General features: G+C 71.4%; 18 protein-coding genes. 12 read left to right on the plus strand and 6 right to left on the minus strand.

The window, feature by feature from the left end; translation table 11 throughout:
* Positions 1–155 precede the first annotated feature (155 nt).
* Positions 156–1,436, plus strand: a complete 1,281-nt coding sequence (locus AB0J80_RS06675) for a hemolysin family protein (protein ID WP_364701114.1) — start codon at positions 156–158, stop codon at positions 1,434–1,436.
* Here the strand turns inward: AB0J80_RS06675 and AB0J80_RS06680 are convergent.
* Positions 1,433–3,901 (minus strand): glycosyl hydrolase family 65 protein, encoded by a 2,469-nt coding sequence (locus AB0J80_RS06680; protein ID WP_364701116.1) that lies wholly within the window; start codon positions 3,899–3,901, stop codon positions 1,433–1,435. The two genes, AB0J80_RS06675 and AB0J80_RS06680, sit on opposite strands and share 4 nt — an antisense overlap.
* On the minus strand, positions 3,894–4,850 hold the full coding sequence (locus tag AB0J80_RS06685; protein ID WP_364701118.1) for a PfkB family carbohydrate kinase: 957 nt from the start codon (positions 4,848–4,850) through the stop codon (positions 3,894–3,896). Before AB0J80_RS06685 ends, AB0J80_RS06680 begins: the two co-directional genes overlap by 8 nt.
* A gap of 198 nt (positions 4,851–5,048) precedes the next feature.
* Here AB0J80_RS06685 and AB0J80_RS06690 point away from each other — a divergent pair, with 198 nt between their 5' ends.
* The 4 genes from AB0J80_RS06690 to AB0J80_RS06705 all read left to right on the plus strand — a co-directional run bounded on the left by AB0J80_RS06690 (position 5,049) and on the right by AB0J80_RS06705 (position 7,620).
* Positions 5,049–5,627 carry a GAF domain-containing protein gene (locus AB0J80_RS06690; RefSeq protein ID WP_364701120.1) on the plus strand — a complete coding sequence of 193 codons (579 nt, stop codon included), beginning with the start codon at positions 5,049–5,051 and terminating at the stop codon, positions 5,625–5,627.
* Positions 5,628–5,799: 172 nt separating this feature from the next.
* Positions 5,800–6,336, plus strand: a complete 537-nt coding sequence (locus AB0J80_RS06695) for a polyketide cyclase (protein WP_364701122.1) — start codon at positions 5,800–5,802, stop codon at positions 6,334–6,336.
* A gap of 30 nt (positions 6,337–6,366) precedes the next feature.
* Positions 6,367–7,278, plus strand: coding sequence for a YegS/Rv2252/BmrU family lipid kinase (locus AB0J80_RS06700; protein ID WP_364701124.1), 912 nt, complete (start codon positions 6,367–6,369; stop codon positions 7,276–7,278).
* 114 nt (positions 7,279–7,392) lie between these two features.
* Entirely contained in the window at positions 7,393–7,620 is a 228-nt protein-coding gene (locus tag AB0J80_RS06705) for a hypothetical protein (protein ID WP_364701126.1), read from the plus strand.
* 337 nt (positions 7,621–7,957) lie between these two features.
* Here AB0J80_RS06705 and AB0J80_RS06710 read toward each other — a convergent pair whose 3' ends face one another.
* Both AB0J80_RS06710 and AB0J80_RS06715 read right to left on the minus strand, forming a co-directional pair.
* The gene (locus tag AB0J80_RS06710; protein WP_364701128.1) at positions 7,958–9,001 is read right to left on the minus strand and encodes a LacI family DNA-binding transcriptional regulator; all 1,044 of its coding nucleotides are present in this window, start codon (positions 8,999–9,001) and stop codon (positions 7,958–7,960) included.
* A 105-nt stretch (positions 9,002–9,106) separates the two neighbouring features.
* On the minus strand, positions 9,107–10,231 hold the full coding sequence (locus AB0J80_RS06715; RefSeq protein WP_364701130.1) for an MBL fold metallo-hydrolase: 1,125 nt from the start codon (positions 10,229–10,231) through the stop codon (positions 9,107–9,109).
* Positions 10,232–10,347: 116 nt separating this feature from the next.
* Between AB0J80_RS06715 and AB0J80_RS06720 the strand changes: the two genes are divergently transcribed.
* The 5 genes from AB0J80_RS06720 to AB0J80_RS06740 are packed head-to-tail and all read left to right on the plus strand — an operon-like array spanning position 10,348 to position 14,167.
* The gene (locus AB0J80_RS06720) at positions 10,348–10,926 is read left to right on the plus strand and encodes a hypothetical protein (protein WP_364701132.1); all 579 of its coding nucleotides are present in this window, start codon (positions 10,348–10,350) and stop codon (positions 10,924–10,926) included.
* A 35-nt stretch (positions 10,927–10,961) separates the two neighbouring features.
* Positions 10,962–12,446, plus strand: coding sequence for a dGTP triphosphohydrolase (gene dgt, locus AB0J80_RS06725; RefSeq protein ID WP_364701134.1), 1,485 nt, complete (start codon positions 10,962–10,964; stop codon positions 12,444–12,446).
* Between the two features lie 39 nt (positions 12,447–12,485).
* Positions 12,486–13,037: a hypothetical protein gene (locus tag AB0J80_RS06730; RefSeq protein ID WP_364701136.1), complete on the plus strand. Its 552-nt coding sequence runs from the start codon at positions 12,486–12,488 to the stop codon at positions 13,035–13,037.
* Between the two features lie 9 nt (positions 13,038–13,046).
* Positions 13,047–13,793 carry a HipA family kinase gene (locus tag AB0J80_RS06735; protein WP_364701138.1) on the plus strand — a complete coding sequence of 249 codons (747 nt, stop codon included), beginning with the start codon at positions 13,047–13,049 and terminating at the stop codon, positions 13,791–13,793.
* On the plus strand, positions 13,790–14,167 hold the full coding sequence (locus tag AB0J80_RS06740; protein WP_364701140.1) for a DUF3037 domain-containing protein: 378 nt from the start codon (positions 13,790–13,792) through the stop codon (positions 14,165–14,167). Before AB0J80_RS06735 ends, AB0J80_RS06740 begins: the two co-directional genes overlap by 4 nt.
* On the opposite strand, the gene AB0J80_RS06745 is transcribed toward AB0J80_RS06740, so the two are convergent.
* Positions 14,164–15,129 carry an SDR family NAD(P)-dependent oxidoreductase gene (locus AB0J80_RS06745; protein ID WP_364701142.1) on the minus strand — a complete coding sequence of 322 codons (966 nt, stop codon included), beginning with the start codon at positions 15,127–15,129 and terminating at the stop codon, positions 14,164–14,166. The genes AB0J80_RS06740 and AB0J80_RS06745 overlap by 4 nt on opposite strands.
* 80 nt (positions 15,130–15,209) lie before the next feature.
* Between AB0J80_RS06745 and AB0J80_RS06750 the strand changes: the two genes are divergently transcribed.
* Both AB0J80_RS06750 and AB0J80_RS06755 read left to right on the plus strand, forming a co-directional pair.
* Entirely contained in the window at positions 15,210–16,277 is a 1,068-nt protein-coding gene (locus AB0J80_RS06750; protein WP_364701144.1) for an ATP-dependent DNA ligase, read from the plus strand.
* A gap of 67 nt (positions 16,278–16,344) precedes the next feature.
* Positions 16,345–17,919, plus strand: a complete 1,575-nt coding sequence (locus tag AB0J80_RS06755) for an alpha/beta hydrolase (RefSeq protein ID WP_364701146.1) — start codon at positions 16,345–16,347, stop codon at positions 17,917–17,919.
* Here the strand turns inward: AB0J80_RS06755 and AB0J80_RS06760 are convergent.
* A complete protein-coding gene (locus tag AB0J80_RS06760; RefSeq protein ID WP_364701148.1) occupies positions 17,873–18,325 on the minus strand; it encodes a potassium channel family protein in 453 nt (150 codons plus the stop codon). The genes AB0J80_RS06755 and AB0J80_RS06760 overlap by 47 nt on opposite strands.
* Positions 18,326–18,343 lie beyond the last annotated feature (18 nt).

The raw sequence follows: 18,343 nt of genomic DNA on the forward strand, positions 1-18,343 counted from the left end.
CGGTTCTTCCGACTGCGGGACGCGTGCTCGGGGCGTACCCGAAAAAGCGGGTTTGAGCGACTTTTCAGCCCGGCGCCGCGCGACCGTAACGGTCTGTCGCTAGCGTGTGGGTCTCGTGATCCGTTGGCCGAGGAGCTGGGGCTGTCGTGGATGGCATGGGCGGGCAGGTCGTGCTCGTGCTGGTGCTCGTACTGGTGAACGCCGCCTTCTCCGGCAGTGAGATGGCCTTGGTGTCGCTGCGTGACAGCCAGGTGCACAAGCTGGAGCGGACCTCGCGGGCGGGTCGCGTGCTGGGCCGGCTGACCCGCGACCCGAACCGCTTCCTCGCCACCATCCAGATCGGCATCACGATGGCCGGCTTCCTGGCATCCGCGGCGGCCGCGGTGTCGCTGTCCGAGCCGTTGATCGAGCCGCTGGGCTTCCTCGGCGCGGCCGCCCGGCCCACCGCGATCGTGCTGGTCACCATCGTGCTGACGTTCGTCACGCTGGTGATCGGCGAGCTGGCCCCGAAACGGATCGCGATGCAGCGTACGGAAGGGTGGGCGTTGCTGGTGGCCCGCCCGCTGGACCTGCTGTCGACGATCTCCCGCCCGGCGGTCTGGCTGCTCTCCGCAGCGACGGACCTGGTGGTACGGCTGGCCGGCGGCGACCCGCGCGCGCAGCGGGAGGAGGTCAGCACGGAGGAGATCCGTGACATGGTCGCGGCGCAGCAGGACTTCTCCGCGGAGCAGCGGACGATCATCTCCGGGGCGTTCGAGATCGCCGACCGGATCCTGCGGGAGATCCTCGTGCCACGCCGCGACGTCCTGACGCTCGCCACGGGGTTGCGCAGCCGCGAGGCCCTCGCCCAGCTCATCGCCGGCGGGCACTCCCGCGCGCCGGTGGTCGGCCCGGCCGGGCTCGACGACGTCATCGGCGTGGTGCACCTGCGCGACCTCGTCGGCGCCGAAGGCCCGGTCGACGCGGTGGCCCGGCCCGGGCTCTTCCTGCCGGAGACGCTGCGGGTCTCCGACGCGCTGCGGCAGATGCGCCTCGAGCGCCAACAGCTGGCCATGGTCGTCGACGAGCGCGGCGCCATCGACGGCATCGTCACGATGGAGGACCTCGTCGAGGAGATCGTCGGCGAGATCTACGACGAGACCGACCGCGATGTGCAGGCCGTCGTCAAGGAGGCGGACGGCGCCCTGCTCATGCCCGGCTCCTTCCCCATCCACGACCTGCCCGACATCGGCTTCGACGGCGACGTAGCGGACGAGGGCGACTACACCACGGTCGCCGGCATGGTGCTCGCCGCGCTCGGCCACATCCCGACCGGTCCAGGCGAGATCGTCACGCTGCCCGAGTTCACCGCGGAGGTGGTCGAGGTCACCGGTCGGGCGATCACCCGGGTGCGGCTCCGCCCGCTGCCCCGCAAGGATCCGGAAACCAGCGATTAGGTACGGCGTTCCGGCGCTCGCGGCGACGGCGGGGCGGGACGGTACTCGACCGGCTCCAGCGCAATCGTGGTCCGTTCGCCGGCCGCCACGGTGACCGGCGTTCCGTAGTGCTCGAACGTCAGGTCGGCGCCGCTGACCTCGTACGTGACCTCCGTCGGCGTGACCGTCACCCGCAACCTGCTCTCCCGCCAGCGCAGGCAGAAGCTGAGCCGGGGCACGCGCCGGGGCAGGCGCGGCGCGAACGACAGGTGCCCGCCGTGGTCGCGCAGGCCGCCGAAGCCCTGCACCAGTGCGATCCAGGTGCCCGCGCACGCCGCGATGTGCAGGCCGTCGCCGCTCGCCTCACCGCCGGAGCGCAGGTCGAGCAGAGCGGCCTCGGCGGCGTAGTCGTAGGCCAGGTCCAGGTGGCCGGTCTCCGCGGCGAGGACCGCCTGCGCCGGCGCGGACAACGACGAATCGCGAACGGTACGGGCCTCGTAGTAGACGAAGTTGCGCCGCTTCTCCTCCGGGCTGAAGGCGTCGCCGCGCAGCATCATGGCCAGGACGAGGTCGGCCTGCTTCACCACTTGCCGCCGGTAGAGGTCGAGGTAGGGGAAGTTGAGCATCAGCGGGTAGTCGTCGTCCTTCGTGCCGTCGAAGTCCCACTCCTGCAGGCGCGTGAAGCCGCTGTGCTGCTCGTGCACCTCCCTCCGGGATGCGTACGGGATGAACAGCCGCCGCGCCACCGACCGCCATTCGCTGATCTCGTCGGCGGTGACGTCCACGGCCGCGAGCCGCTCGGCGGCCTCCGCGGCACCGAGCAGGTTGAGCTGGGCCATCAGGTTGGTGAAGACGTTGTCGTCGGCCAGCGCGGTGTACTCGTCCGGCCCCGTGACACCGTCGATGTGGGCGACGCCCTCGTCGTCGGTGTGGATGATCCGGCTCCACAGGCGCGCGGTCTCCACCAGGATCTCCAGGCCGGCCTCCCGCAGGAACTTCTCGTCACCGGTGGCCGCGACGTAGCGCAGCACCGCCGCCGCGATGTCCGCGTTGACGTGCAGCGCCGCCGTTCCGGCCGGCCAGTAGCCGGAGCACTCCGCGCCGCCGATGGTCCGCCACGGGTACGCCGCACCGGCCAGCCGCAGCTCCCGGGCGCGTTCGCGAGCCGCGTCCAGGGTGGCGTGCCGCCAGCGCAGGGCCAGGCCCACACACGCCGGATGGGTGTACGTGAGGACAGGCAGCACGAACGTCTCGGTGTCCCAGAGGACGTGGCCGTCGTACCCGTTGCCGGTCAGCCCTTTGGCGGCGATCGGGTGCGGCCCCGCCTGGGCACCGGCCTGCAGCACGTGGAACAGCGCGAAGCGGACGCCCTGCTGCACCTCCGGGTCGCCGTCCAGCTCGACATCTGCCGTCTCCCAGAACTCGTCGAGGTATTCGCGCTGCCTCGCCAGCAGCGCGTCGAACCCCAACCGTACGGCCTCATCCCGGTCGGCCAACGCCTTGTCCACAACGGACCCGGAGCCGCCATCGGGGCGGGTGACTCCGTTGTCCACAGCCGACGTGGAACTCGCGTCCCGGACGTTGCCCGCCCCACGCGAAACCGCTGGTCGGCCCTCGTAACGACCCCCGCCGGCCTCATCCACAACCGGGGCGTCGCGCTGGTCGGCCGCAGCCTTGTCCACAGGTCCCGGCATGCCCCACGCATACGCGAGAAACTTGTCCAGCCGCAGCGGCACCCCCGGCGCAAGAGTCGTGCTGACCACGGCACGGATCCGGTCGGGTTCGGATGACGTCGAAAGAGGAGGACCGACATGGGCGACGGCCGACGCCACCTCCATACCGCTGCGACGCGTGCGGTGCAGCAGCAGGTCCGACGAGTGCGCCAGCGGTTCCAGCGGCGCATCCAGCACCGCCGACGCTCGGGGGTCGTCGCTCTGGTCCGGCTGTTGCTCATTGGCGAGCAGGTCGGAGTCGATCCGGATCCGCACCGGGCGGTTCAGCGCCTCCACCTCGTAACGGATCGCCGCGACCGCCGGGTGGGGGAACGAGACGACCCGGATGCTGCTGATACGCACCGCCGCCCCGGACGAGGAGACCCACTCCACGTCCCGGCGCAGCGTGCCGGCCCTCAGGTCCAGCCGCCGCTCATGGTGTCGCACCGTTCCCGCGCGAATGTCGAAGCGCTCGTCGTCGACGGTCAGCACGATCAGCTTGCCGTTGGGCGCGTCGACGATCGTCTCGGTGCTTTCCGGAAACCCGTATCCGGCCTCCGGATACTCGAGGTCCCGCTCCTCGTAGAAGGAGTTGAGGTAGGTGCCGGGCATCCCGCACGGCGTGCCCTCGTCCAGGTTGCCGCGCATCCCGATGTGCCCGTTGGCGAGGGCGAACACGGACTCCACCTGCCGCAGGGCCGACGTGCCGAGCGCCTCGCCGGACAGGCCGGTCTCACGCACGACCCACGGCAGCGCCGGACCGAGCTCACTCACTCCCCAGCTCCCCCTCGCGCGTCCGAACGACCGTTGTATCGGCCGTCGTCGCCAGCTCCGCCACGCGCTTCTCCAGGTCGGCGGTGCGCAGGTCCGGGCGTCCGCTAGGATGACCCACCGTCGCGCCGGATGCCGCCACCGCCCAGCGGGCCGCCGTCGCGGGGTCCTCACCCCGCAGGAGCGACGCCGTCAGTGCCGCCGTGAACGCATCTCCTCCGCCGGTCGTGTCGACGACCTTCTCGTCGGTGAGTGGCAGCCGCAGGTGACCGTCGCGCCACACGAAGAGGTTGCCGTCGCCGACCCCGAGCGCCAGCAGTCGGGGGCCTTGGTCCAGGAGTCGCTGGGCGTTCTCCACCGTGGGCTCGTCGCCGAGGAGCAGCTTCGCCTCCTTGTCGTCGGCGCGGATCACGTCGGCGACGGCGAGCAGGTCGTCGCGGCGTTCCTCCGGCACGCCGTCGAGCACGACGAGCCGGCCGGCGTCGTGGCCGATGCGGGAGGCGGCCAGCGCGGCCGCGGATGGTTGCTGCAGCTGCACGAGGACGGCGTCGGCTCCGGCGATCACGTCTCGTGCCGACTCGATGTCACGTTCGGTCAGCAGTACGGCATCGGGCAGGTGCTGGACGTAGCGCCACCCGCCGTCGGCGTCGAGGAGCTCGACGATCAATCCGGTGAGCGTGGCGCGGCGACGGAGCACCGCGGTCACGTCGATGCCGTCGCGGCGGGCCTGGTCGAGGAGCACGTCGCCGATCACATCGTCGCCGGCCACGGCGACGAGCCGGGGGCGAACTCCCAGCTGAGCCAGCGCTACGGCCTGGTTGGCTCCCTTGCCGCCCAGCTGCTCCCGCCGTCCGGTGGCGTCGCCGGCATCTCCGGCGTCGGGGACGGCATCGACGGACAGGACGAGATCGCGGGCAAGTTGCCCCACTACGGCCGCTACGGGTGATGTCACGATCATCTAGTACCCGACAGTTTGTGCGACATTCCCGCGTCTGCGGCCCGTGCGGCGCATTTGCGTCCGCTCAGCCGTTGCGGGCGGCCCCGGAAGTTTCATTAGGCTCACTTGAGGCTGATTCACGACGGTCGACACATCTGGCGTGACGTGGAGAGACTCAGCGACCACGAGCGATCAATGCGTGAGGGGATACCCGTGACGAACAGTAGCCCGGTGTCGGGCGGCGCCTACGAATACCTGGACAACGTCAGCCCTGACGAACAACGCCGGCTCGACGCCGTACGCCGGTACCGCCTGGTGGACCAGCCGGTCGAGGACGCGTACGACCGCATCGCCTTCGTGGCCGGCGCGATCTTCGACACCCCGATCGCCACCGTCTCCCTGGTGGAGCAGGACCGCGTATGGCTCGCCGCCTGCCAGGGGCTGACCGGTGTCCGCCAGGTGGGCACGGAACCGGGTCTGTGTGCCTCGGTCATCGCCCAGGACGACGTATATGTGATCAACAATGCCGCGGTGGACCCTCGTACCCTGGAGCACCCGCTGGTCCGGGGGGAACTGGGCTTGCGCTTCTACGCGGCCGCGCCCATCCGCACCCACGACGGCTACCGCCTCGGCACGGTCAACGTGATCGACAACCGCCCCCGGGAGGCGACAGCCCGCCAGCTGAAGGCCCTGGAACACCTCGCCTCCATGGTCTCCGACGAGCTGGAGCTGCGCCTCATGGTGATCCGCAGCGCCGCCGCCGAACAACGCATGCGCGAGAGCGTCTCGTAGAAGCACCGAACGCGGACCGCCACCGCGCCGCCGCCGGACACCGCATGCGCGAGGCGCGTATCTTCCGGGGGACGGATTGCGGCCCGGCACCGCGGCGCGGTGGGGGTTGCCGCGGTGGCCCCGCTCGGCCGCCGGCGCGCCGCCGAGGGAGCCGGTGGCCGAAGATGGAGGCATGATCGGTGATCGCTGGGGCGTGACCGACGACGACGTGTCCCGCCCCTATCCCTGCGACGAGCTCGTCGTCTCGCCCACCCTGCGAGCGTGGCGGGGAGTGCGGGTCGAGGCGCCCGCCGCGGCGGTGTGGCCGTGGGTCGCTCAGGTGCGGCTGGCGCCGTACTCGTATGACTGGGTCGACAACCGGGGGCGCCGCTCGCCTCGACGGCTGATGGACCTTCCCGAGCCCCGGGTCGGGGATGCGTTCACCGCTTCCGGCGGGCGGCCGATGGGCCGGATCGTGTCGGTCGACCCGGGGAAGCAGCTGACCGGCGCGATCATGGGCGGCTTCATGTCGTACGTGCTGGTGCCCGAACGCCCGGACCCGGCGGCGGCGGGCGGAGGCGATCACAGCCGGCCGGACGCCACGCGGCTGCTGCTCAAGGTGGTCATGCGGGCGCCTCGGTGGACCGTGCCCGGGCTGGCGGTCGGCGATCTCGTCATGGCCCGGCGGCAGCTGTTGACCTTCAAGCGGCTCGCCGAGGGTGATGCGTAGGAAATCGCGGGTTCGGGTATCGGCTGCGGCATGCGGACTCCCCGGAAAGTCGCTGTGGTCGCCCACCAGCGCAAGACTCTCGGCGGCGGGCTCGACGAGCTGCGCCGGCGGATCTCGGACGAGGGCGTCGAGGATCTGCTCTGGTACGAGGTGCCGAAGAGCAAGAAGGCCCCGAAGCAGGTCCGGCGTGCCCTCGAGAAGAAGCCCGACCTGCTGATCGTGTGGGGCGGGGACGGGATGGTGCAGCGGACGCTGGACGCCATCGCGGGTGTCAAGGGCGGCGCGAAGGTGCCCGTCGGGATCATTCCGGCCGGGACCGCCAATCTGCTCGCCACCAACCTCGGGGTGCCGGACGACCTCGAAGGTGCCGTGCGGACCGCTTTCCAGGGAGAGCGGCGGAAGTTGGATCTCGGTGTGCTCAACGGGGAGCATTTCGCCGTCATGGCGGGGATCGGGTTCGACGGGGCGATGATCCACGACGCGGACGGGAAGCTGAAGGATCGGATGGGGAAGCTGTCGTACGTCTGGACCGGGCTGCGGCACCTCAACGATCCGGCACCCAAGGCGAAGATCAAGGTGGACGGCACCGACTGGTTCAAGGACGACGCGACGTGCGTACTGGTCGGCAACGTCGGGACGATCACCGGGGGCATCACGGCGTTCGACGACGCCAAGCCGGACGACGGGTGGCTGGATGTGGGCGTCGCCACGGCCCGCGGTGCCGCGCAGTGGGCGCGGACGATGGGACGGATGGCGGTGGGACGCTCCGAGGATTCGCCGTTCGTGCACATGACTCGGGCTCGGCGGATCGACGTGAAGCTGCGGGAGCCGTTGACGTACGAGCTGGACGGCGGCGCGCGCGATGCGGTGAAGAAGATCCGGGTGGAGGTCGCGCCCGCCGCTGTCAAGGTCTGTGTGCCACGGCAACGATCGGATAGCTGACACTGCGGTCCGTACCCTGAATCGCCTTTTATGGGGTTTTAACGCTCTCAATCCGCTGGAAACGGGCGGGTCGGCGCCCCCACACTGGGGATCCGTCGTCTCCAGGGGGTTCGCATGTCGTTCCACGAAGTGAGCGTCGCTACGGTGATGACCGCCGCCACCGTGATCGTGATCGGCTACCGGGCCGGGCGGGCCCACGCGGCTTGGCGGGACCTGCGCGCAGCGAAGCGCGACGTCCCCGCAAAGCGGAAGATCGCCTGGGGCCACACCCGGCCGCTGCTCCTGGGCGCACTGTTCCTGCTGGCCACCCTGGTAGCCGCGGCATTCAACGCCGGCCGCTGACCACCGGCGGAGCCGCCACCCGACAACAAAGCCGCTCACCACACCGGCGGAGTCACCGCCCGGGAACAAAGCCGCTCACCACACCGGCGGAGCCACCGCCCGGGAACAAAGCCGCTCACCACACCGGCGGAGCCACCGCCCGGGAACAAAGCCGCTCACCACACCGGCGGAGCCACCGCCCGGCAACGACGCCGGGCGAGCTCCGGCCACCGAGCACCCGCGAAGTCGCCGCCCGGCAACGACGCCGGGCGGCGCTCAACCCTGAGCCGACGTCCAGAATGGACAACGCCAGGGGTGACTCCTCCGCAACACGATCGGATGAGGGTGCCGAGGTCGGTCAGGCAGCCGCAAGCGTCGCCCCGGTCACCGGCGGACACTCGAGGATCCGCTGCGTCGGGCCGTCCGCCCCGGTCAGCATCCCGGCGAGCACCTCCACCGCCTGCCGACCCATCTCCCGCCGCGGAATCCGATAACCCGTGAAGTCGAGGTCGGTCGCGGCAAGCCGAACCGGGTCGCCCAGGGCGACGAACGACAGGTCCTCCGGTACGCGCAGACCACGCTCGGCCGCGACCCGCGCGAGCGAGACACCGTCGGTGAACGCCTCCACGAAGACGCATGTCCGCCCATCGGCGTGCAAGGCGTCGAGCACGTCGGCCGGGCTCGATCCGGCGATCGTCAGCTGCCGCCCGTCCACCCCCGCCTCGGCGGCCGCGGCGGCGAAGCCCTCAAGCCGATCGGCGTGCGACTCGGGCCCGACGCCGGCGGCGGCGAAGCCCTCAAGCCGATCGGCGTGCGACACGGACCCGATACCCTCGCCGAGCACAGGACCACCCCTCCCTCGCGAGGAGTCCACGTAGACCAGCCGCCGGTGCCCGAGAGCGACGGCATCGCGTACCCGGGCGGCCGTGGCGCGGCGATGGTCGGCACCGACGTACGGCAACGGGCCGCGGGCGTCGTCGCGCCGGCCGACGCTGACGAAGGGATGTCCCTCGGCCGTGAGGCGCGCCAGCTCTCCCGGCTCGAGCGACCGGCCCAGCAGGATGCAGCCGTCGGTGAGGCGCAGCCGGTTGTCCTGGTGGAAGATCCGGCGCCGCCCGTCGACCACCGGCGCGCCGGTGAGCAGCAGCAGGTCGCAGCCCACCTGCTCGGCGCGCTCCTCGATGCCGGCCAGGTAGGGGTGGTAGAGGTCGCCGAGCTCCTCCGCGAAGACGCCCAGGATCCGGTTGTGCCGGGCGACGTACCCGGTGCGCCGGAGGGCCTGCAGCACCCGCTCCCGGGTCTCGGGGGCGATCCGTACGTCGCCGTCGGCGCGTCCGTTCAGCACCAGAGACACCGTGGCCTGGCTGACGCCGGTCATCCGCGCGATGTCCTGCTGGGTCACCCGTCTCCGCGTCCCGGTCAAGGGTCGGCCTCCCGCCGCTGATCCGCGATAGTTCGACCATCTTTGATCGCGGAGTCAAGCAGCGGAGCCGAAGAGCGGCCGGGATCAGAGCTGCTGCCACCAGCCGTCGACCGGCGGCGGGTTGTCCACGTCGACCCGTTCCCCGGGGCGCGGCACCGCCAGCCGGACGTCCCGCGCCTTCGCCTCCCGCCAGGCCCGGTCGGCCGGCTCGGCCCAGTCGTGCAGGGCCAGGTTGAACGTCGCCCAGTGCACCGGGATCATCAGGCCGCCCTTGACGTCGACGTGGGTGGCCACGCCGTCCTCGGGGACCATGTGGATGTCCGGCCACGCTTCGCCGTACGCACCGATCTGCACGAGCGTCACGTCGAAGGGCCCGTGCTGCTCACCGATCTCGGCGAAGCCCGGGAAGTAACCGGTGTCGCCGGAGTAGAAGGCCTTGCGCTGCGGCCCGGCGATCACCCAGGACGCCCACAGCGTCTCGTCGCGGGACAGGCCGCGGCCGGAGAAGTGCCGGGCCGGTGTCGCGATGAACTCGATGCCCGCGATCGTGGTGCGCTCGTCCCAGTCGAGCTCGACGATGCGGGTCGCCGGCACACCCCAGCGCTCGAGGTGCGCCCCGATGCCCAGCGGCACGAGGAACGGCGCCGCCTGCAGGTCGACCAGGTTGCGGATCGTCTCCATGTCGAGGTGGTCGTAGTGGTCGTGGGAGATCAGCACCGCGTCGAGCGGCGGCAGCGAGCGCAGCGCCACGGGCGGCTCGTGCAGGCGTTTCGGGCCCTGCAGGCGCGACGGGGAGCAGCGGTCGCTCCACACCGGGTCGACCAGCACCCGCCGGCCCTCGATCTCGATCAGCGCGGAGGAGTGCCCGTACCAGGTGACATAGAGGCCGTCGCCGCCGGTCTCCGGCGTGACCAGCGGGATGGGGCCGGCGGGATGCCGGCGTTCGCGGCCGCTCAGGGACGCGGCGAGCAGGCGCGGCATCGAGGCGACCGCCACCTCGCTCGCCGGCACCGTGTTGCGGAACTTGCCGTCGGAGAACTGCGGGGAGCGGGCGTAGCGGGCACCGCGCTCACCGTCCGCCCGGGCGCCGATCCTGCGGGAGCCCATCTGCAGCGGGATGTCGCGGGCGGCCCATACCGCGGCCGCGCCCAGCGCCAGGGCGATCCATCCTGCTCTACGCCCTCGGCGGCCTTCTGCCTGCTTCGCCATGCGGGTTCCTCCGTGTCAGTTCCGTCCCGACTGCCAAGTCTGACCGGCCGTGCCCGCCCGCCGCCACAACGTGCTGTGGATCTCCTCAGGAAGTGCGCCTATGTCACACTGCCGCCGTGACAGTCGACACTCTTCAAGCCCAGCAGCAGCTCATCGTGCGTCAGCGCGTCCGTCTCATGGTCAATCAGTACGAAATCCACGCGGCCGCCCCGGACGGGTCGGAAGCGGGCATCCTCGCCTTCGCCCAGCAGAAGCGGATGGCGTTCAAGGAGCAGGTGACGCTCTACACCGACGACACCAAGTCGACCCCGGTGCTCGGCTTCAAGGCCCGCCAGGTGATCGATTTCGGCGCCACGTACGACGTGACCGACGCGGCGGGCACCCCCATCGGCCTCTTCCGCAAGAACTGGAAGGAGTCGTTGCTGCGCTCGACGTGGCACCTGGAGCAGCCCGGATACGGCGAGATGGTCGGCCGCGAGGCGAACATGGTCGTGGCGATCCTGCGCCGGTTCGTGGACTCGCTCTCCTGGCTGCCGTACGACTTCGAGTTCCAGCTGAACGGCCGCCCGGCGTTCTCCGTGGTCAAGAAGTGGGGCCTGCGGGACCGGTACGTGGTGACCATCCACGACCCGAACCTCGACCGGCGCCTGGTCGCGGCCATGTCCGTGGCGCTCGACGCGCTGCAGGGACGCTGACGGACCGGCACCACCGATGTAATAGCGTCGGGCGCATGGAGGATCTCCGCGCCCGGCGCCTTTTCGGCGACGGCCTCGTCGCCCCCGGCGACCTGGCGGCCAGCCCGTTCCGCGTGGACCGGGACCGCATCGTCAGCTCGCCGTTCTTCGCCCGGCTCGCCGGCGTCACCCAGGTGATCAGCCCGGGTGGCGGCGGCCTGCTCGTGCACAACCGGCTGACCCACAGCCTCAAGGTCGCCTCGGTCGGCCGGGCGATCGCCGAGCGGCTGCTGCGCGGGTACGCCGACACGCTGGAGAAGCTCGGCGGCTGCGATCCGGACGTGGTCGAGGCGGCGGCGCTCGCGCACGATCTCGGGCACCCGCCGTTCGGGCATCTCGGCGAGCGCGTGCTCGACAACCTGGCCCGGCAGCGGCTGCGGCTGCGGGACGGCTTCGAGGGCAACGCCCAGTCGTACCGGATCGTCACCAGCACGGAGATCCGCGGCCAGGCGACGCTCGGCCTGAACCTGACGGCCGCCACCCGCGCCGCGATCCTGAAGTACCCGTGGACGCGGCGCTCCCATCCGTCGCCGCACCCGCGCTTCCTCGACCCGCCGCCGCGGGGTGCCGCCGCTCCCCCGGACGACCCGGACGGCGGCTCGCTGAAGTTCGGCGCGTACTCCACCGAGGTCGAGGACATGCTGCAGGCGCGCGAGCCGTTCGCCGGGCGGGTCGCCGACTGGCAGCAGACGCCGGAGGCCTCGGTGATGGACACGGCCGACGACATCGCGTACGCGATCCACGATCTGGAGGACGTGCACCGGGTCGGCGTCCTGCAGCAGGGCGCGGTGGCCGCGGAGCTGATGGCCTGGCAGCGTACGGACTTCAGCGAGGTCCCCGACGCCGACCTGGTCGCGCGCCGCCCGGGCAGCTCGATCGAGGCGCTGCGCCGGCAGCTGCACCGCAAGGACGGCTGGGTCGCCGACGACGACGCGTTCGACGCGGCGGTCGACCAGGTCCGTGCGGAGCTGGTCGACGGCCTGCTCAGCGTCCCGTTCGACGGCTCCCTGGAGGCGGAGGCGCAGGTGGCCGCGTTCTCGGCGACCTGGACCAGGCGGCTCGTGGAGTCGATCGAGGTGACCGAGACCCCGGCGGTCCGGTCGGGGCACGTGCTCCTGGCGCCGGCGCAGTGGCACGAGGTGCAGGTCCTCAAGTTCGTGCAGAACAGGTTCGTGCTGGCCCGCCCCGATCTGGCGCTGCACCAGCGGGGCCAGGCCCGGCTGCTGAGCTCTCTGGTCGAGGCGCTGCTGGCCTGGCTCGCGGACCCGGACGAGGCCGAGCGGCTGCCGCGGCGGCTCGGTGACCTGGTCGAGCTGGCGGAGCTGGAGCTGCAGGAGGGCACCCCGGACCGGCTGGCGCGGGCGCGGGGGCGAGCGGTGATCGACTTCGTCGCCGCGCTGACGGACAGCCAGGCGGTGGCGCTCATGGAGGCGCTTTCCGGGCGTACGCGTCAGCTCTGGACCGATGCCTTCGTCCTCTGACCCTGGTCGCAAGCGCTGCAACGGTGTAAGCATGTAATCATGCGTATGCGACCACCGGCCGGAAGCCGGACCGAGCCCCCACCCGCCGACGACGCCGCCGCCTGGATCACCGGCGCCGCCCCCGACGGGTGGTTCACCGAACCGCCGCACGTCGTCGTCGACCGCGACGAGATCATCATCTGGGGCCGCGTCCCCACCCCCGAGCTGGGCGCCGACGCCACCGACGCCGACCGCAGCGCCGCCCAGGCCGGGCGGATCCACCAGTTCCGCGAGGACACCCGCGACGACCGCATCAAGGTCGCCCGCCAGGTCGAGCACCGCTACCAACGCAAGGTCAGCTGGGGCGTGCGCTGCGGCGACACCCAGGAGCTCTTCACCCACCTGTCCGCACCGGTGATGACCCGCCTGCGCCAGCCCGAACGGCAGGTGCTCGACACCCTCGTCGACGCCGGCGTGGCCCGCAGCCGCTCCGAGGCGCTCGCCTGGTGCGTCCGCCTGGTCGGCGAGCACACCGACGAATGGCTCACCGAGCTGCGCGACGCCATGACCCGCGTCGAGGACCTGCGCCGCCGAGGACCCGACGGGTCATAAGGTAGGCGCGTGCTGCCCGAGGTAACCGCCGTCCGATACGTCACCCCGCTGCGCGAGGGCGGCTCCCTGCCCGGCATCGTCGAGGCCGACAACCTCGGCACGTACGTGGTGAAGTTCCGCGGCGCGGGTCAGGGCCCCAAGGCGCTGGTCGCCGAGGTGATCTCCGGCGAGCTGGCCCGGCGTCTCGGCCTCCCCGTGCCCGAGCTCGTCGTCACGGCGCTCGACCCGGTCGTCGCCCGGGCCGAGCCCGACGAGGAGGTCCAGGAGCTGATCAAGGCCAGCGCCGGCGCCAACCTCGGCATGGACTACCTGCCGGGCGCGCTCGGCTACGACCCGGTCGCCCACCCGGTCGAGGCGGACCTGGCCTCCCGCGTCCTCGTCTTCGACGCGTTCGTCGAGAACGTCGACCGCAGCTGGCGCAACCCCAACCTCCTCATCTGGCACGGCGACCTGTGGCTCATCGACCACGGCGCCACTTTGTACTTCCACCACAACTGGCCCCGCGCCGCCGCCGTGACCAACCGGCCGTACAAGTGGGACGACCACGTCCTGAAGCCGTACGCGACAAGCCTCACCGCCGCAGCCGCCGACCTCCTGCCGCAGCTCACCGCCGAGCTCCTCGACGAGGTCCTGACCCTGGTCCCCGACGAGTGGCTGGCCGAGTTCGACTTCGACACCGCCGACCAGGCCCGCGCGGCCTACCGTGACCACCTGCTGACCCGCGCGGCCCGCCCGGAAGCGTGGGTTCCGGCATGAGAACCCCTTACGAGTACGCCGTCATCCAGGCCGTCCCCCGGGTCGAACGCGGCGAGCTGATCAACGTCGGGGTGGTCCTCTACAGCCAGCGGCTCGACTTCCTCTGCGCCCGTACCCACCTGCACGAGCAGCGCCTGCTCGCCCTCGACCCGAACGCGGACCTGGACAGCATCCGCGCCGCCCTCAAATCCTGGGAGATCACCTGCGCGGGCGGCTTGGACGGCGGCGCGGCCCGCGAGATGAAACAGGGCGAGCGCTTCCGCTGGATGGTGGCTCCGCGCAGCACCATCCTGCGCGCCGGCCCGGTGCACATGGGACTGGCGGAGAACCCGGACGCCGAGCTGGACCGCCTCGTCGCCCTCCTCGTCCACTAGCGCCGGGTGAAGACCCGGCGACGCAGTCCGCGCCGCAGAGCCACGGCGGCGGTGGCGCTGAGGGCGAGCGCTCCGGCGGCCATCGCGCCCACCGCTGTCCGGCCCAGGCGACCCCGGCCGCCCTCGGTGCGGGGCCGGCTGGTGAAGACGTTGCCGTCGTCGGGCGGCGCGGGCTGCGAGCGGGACAGGCCGAGCCGGCTCATGAGCGGGCCGACCAGGGCGTCGTAGACCGGCGGCATGCTGCTGAAGCCGAGCTCGATGAAGCGGTTGGTCGCCCCGACCGACAGTCCGGGCCGGGGCCGGTCGGCGAGCCGGACGATGGCGGCGCCCATCCGGTCGGCGCTGTCCACCGGGGGCGGCGGGCGGCCGACGAAGCCGGCGTAGTTGGCGGCGCTCGTGTAGATCGGCGTGTCCACGCTGCCCGGGATCAGCTCGCAGACGTGGATGTCCGGGGCGTCGCGGGTCTCCTGCCGCAGTGTCCGGGTGAGGGCTCGCAGACCCCATTTGGCCGTCGAGTACGCGGCCATGTTCGGCGCCGTGATGTGCCCGACCAGCGAGCTGCACAGGATGAGGGTGCCGTGCCCCTGCGACCGGAACACGCGCAGCGCCGCCCGCGCCACGTTGGCCGGCCCCAGCAGGTCGGTGGTGATCACCTGGTCGAAGACGTGCGGCGGGAGGTCCTCGAAGCGCCCGTACGCCATCACCGCCGCGGTGTCCGCCCAGACATCGATGCGGCCGAAGCGCTCGACCGCGGCCTGGGCCAGCTTCTCGACGTCGGTCCGTACGCTCACGTCGGCCGGCACGACCAGCACGTCGCCGTCGCAGTCCACCGCGACCTTCTCCAGGTCGGCGAGGCCGCGCGCGGCCAGGACGAGCATGTCGCCGCGGGCCGCGAACGCCAGCGCGGCCGCCCTGCCGATACCGCTCGACGCACCGGTCAGGACCACCACACGAGAGCTCATGCCACAGCGATACCCCGCGCCGGCGCCGCCGAACAGCACCGGATGCTTTCTTTTCTGCCGTGAACAGGGAGACTGGCGGCATGGACCTGCCGATCAACCCGCCGGTGAAGCCGATGCTCGCGAAGCCGGTCAGCGAGATCCCGCCGGGGCAGCTCTACGAGCCCAAGTGGGACGGCTTCCGCTCGATCATCTTCCGCGACGGCGATGAGGTGGAGATCGGCAGCCGCAACGAGAAGCCGATGACGCGCTATTTCCCGGAGGTCGTCGAGGCCGTCCTCGCGAACTTCCCGGAGCGGGCGGTCATCGACGGCGAGGTCATCGTGGCCGACACCGAGCGCAACACCCTCGACTTCGAGGCTCTGCAGCAGCGCATCCACCCCGCTGCCAGCCGGGTCAAGCTGCTCTCGGAGCAGACGCCGGCCGGGTTCGTCGCGTTCGACCTGCTGGCGCTCGGCGACGAGGACCTGACCACGCGGCCGTTCGCGGAGCGGCGGGCCCGGCTGGTCGAGTGCCTGGCCGCCGCGAAGCCGCCGGTCTACGTCACGCCGGCCACCGACGACCTGGAGACCGCGCGGCGCTGGTTCGCCGAGTTCGAGGGCGCCGGGCTCGACGGGCTCATCGCCAAGGGCAAGGATCTGGGCTACGAGCCGGACAAGCGGGTCATGACCAAGATCAAGCACAAGCGTACGGCGGACTGCGTCGTCGCCGGGTACCGCCTGCACAAGTCCGGGGACAACCGGATCGGCTCGCTGCTGCTGGGCCTCTACGACGAGCGGGACGTGCTGGCCTCGGTCGGCGTCATCGGCTCGTTCCCGATGGCCGTCCGCGAGGAGCTCTTCGTCGAGCTGCAGCACCTGGTGACCACGTTCGAGGGCCACCCGTGGAACTGGGCGGCGCACGAGTCCGGCGAACGCACGCCCCGCAAGAACGAGGTCAGCCGCTGGAACAACGGCAAGGACCTGTCGTTCGTGCCGCTGCGCCCGGAGCGCGTGGTCGAGGTGCGCTACGACTACATGGAGGGCGTCCGGTTCCGGCACACCGCCCAGTTCGAGCGGTGGCGGCCCGACCGCGATCCGCGTTCGTGCACGTACGAGCAGCTGGAACGCCCGGTGCGGTTCAACCTGGCGGACGTGCTCACGAGCCGCTGAACCTTTCTGAAGGGGGCACAGCGTAGCCTCGTGCGGGAACCCGCCGCTGGAAGAAAGGCCGCGCACCGTGCCGCGTATCCCTCGCCTGGTCCTGGCCGCCCTGACCGCCGCGGTCGTCGCGACGGCCGGCTGCACGCTGCCGGTCTTCGCCCCCGAGGACTCCAACGGCGCCGCGCCCACGACCACTCCCGGCAGCAAGGCGCCGCCCGCGATCCCCGGCACGCAGGCCCGGTGGACGCCGTGTCCGGAGGTGCCGCAGAAGCTGATCGGCAGGGGCGCGGACGGCATGACGTACGACTGCGCCTCGGTGGCGGTGCCCCGCGACTGGAACGCGCCGCGGAGCGGTGAGACCTACGAAGTGGCGATGATCCGCATCCGCTCGCGGACCCAGCAGAGCCGGATCGGTTCGCTGCTGATCAACCCGGGCGGACCCGGCGGCTCGGGCATCGACTTCGCCGTCTCCCTCTCCTTCGGGCCGGCGTTCGGCGGCCTGCCCGCCGAGGTCACCGACAAGTTCGACCTCGTCGGCTTCGACCCGCGCGGCGTCGGGCGGTCCAGCCCGGTCAAGTGCATCAGCGACGCCGACCAGGACGCGACCTTCAGTGCGTCGCCGGACCCGAGGTCCGACGCCGACTTCCAGCAGATCGTCGCGCTCAACAAGCGGGTCGCGGAGGGCTGCGGACAGAAGTACGGCGACCAGCTCGGCACCTTCAGCACCGAGCAGGCCGCCAAGGACCTGGACGCGCTGCGCACGGCCGTCGGCGACGCCAAAACCACGTACCTGGGCTTCTCGTACGGCACCCTCCTCGGAGCCACGTACGCGCAGCTGTACCCGGACAAGATCCGCGCCCTGGTGCTCGACGGCGCGGTCGACCCGAAGCAGGACTTCGTCGCGGGCTCCGAGGCGCAGGCGAAGGGCTTCGAGCGGGCCTTCACCAACTTCACGACCTGGTGCAAGGCCACCCCGGCCACGTGCCCGATCGCCCCGGACGCGCGCAAGGCGGTGACCGATGCGCTGGCCAAGGCCGAGGTCTCCCCCGTCCAGGGCGACGACGGCCGGCAGGCCACCGCCGGGTGGATCTTCGTGGCGGTCATCTCGTCGCTCTACACCGAGGCCGGGTGGCAGCAGCTCGCCAAGGCCGTCGACAAGCTCCAGGAGGGTGACGCCGAGGGCATCTTCGACCTCGCGGACCGGTACGCCGACCGCAGGCCCGACGGCACCTACTCCAACCTGTTCGACGCCAACCTGGCGGTGAACTGCGCGGACACCGACGAGGCCCCGTCGGTCGAGCGCATCCGCGAGCTGCAGGGCCAGTGGCGAGCCAAGTACCCGCTGTTCGGCGCCGCGCTGGCGATGGGCATGATGCCGTGCACGTTCTGGCCGGGCAAGAAGGACCCGTACCCGGCCGGTGCCGCCGACGGCGCCCCGCCGATCGTGGTGGTGGGCACGACGGGCGACCCCGCGACGCCGTACGAGAACACGGCGGAGCTGGCCGGCATGCTCGGCACCGGGCAGGTCCTGACCTGGGAGGGCGAGGGCCACACCGCCTACCCGAGCACCCCCTGCATCGTCACCGCCGTCGACCAGTACCTGATCAATCTGAAGGTGCCGCAGAAGGGCCTGCGCTGTCCGGCACGCTGACGCCCTCGCGTTCCGCCAGCTCCTCCAGGAGCTGGCGGACGCGGCGCAGGTTGTTCTTCAGCTCCTCCTGCTCGTCGTGCTTGAACGCGTCCGTGTCGACGATGAGCTTGCTGGCGAAGTGCGCGGTGATCAGCGGCACGACGATGAGCACCATGACGGAGATGAGCAGCGCCGCCATCATCCGTCCCGGCACGGAACCCGGCGAGATGTCGCCGTAACCGACCGTGGATGCGGTCACGACGGCCCACCACAGGGCATCGCCGAAGGACTTGTCCTCGAAGAACGTGAAGAGCACGGCGCAGACGAAGATCAGCATCAGGTACGACAGCACCAGCGTTCGCGGCGAGTTCGCCAGCCAGACCATCCCCCGGTAGATCTGCCGCAAGGGCAGGAGCAGCAAGCGCATGGCGTCATCGTGCCCCGG

This window comes from Actinoplanes sp. NPDC049548 (assembly GCF_040676695.1).
Classification (GTDB): Bacteria; Actinomycetota; Actinomycetes; order Mycobacteriales; family Micromonosporaceae; genus Actinoplanes.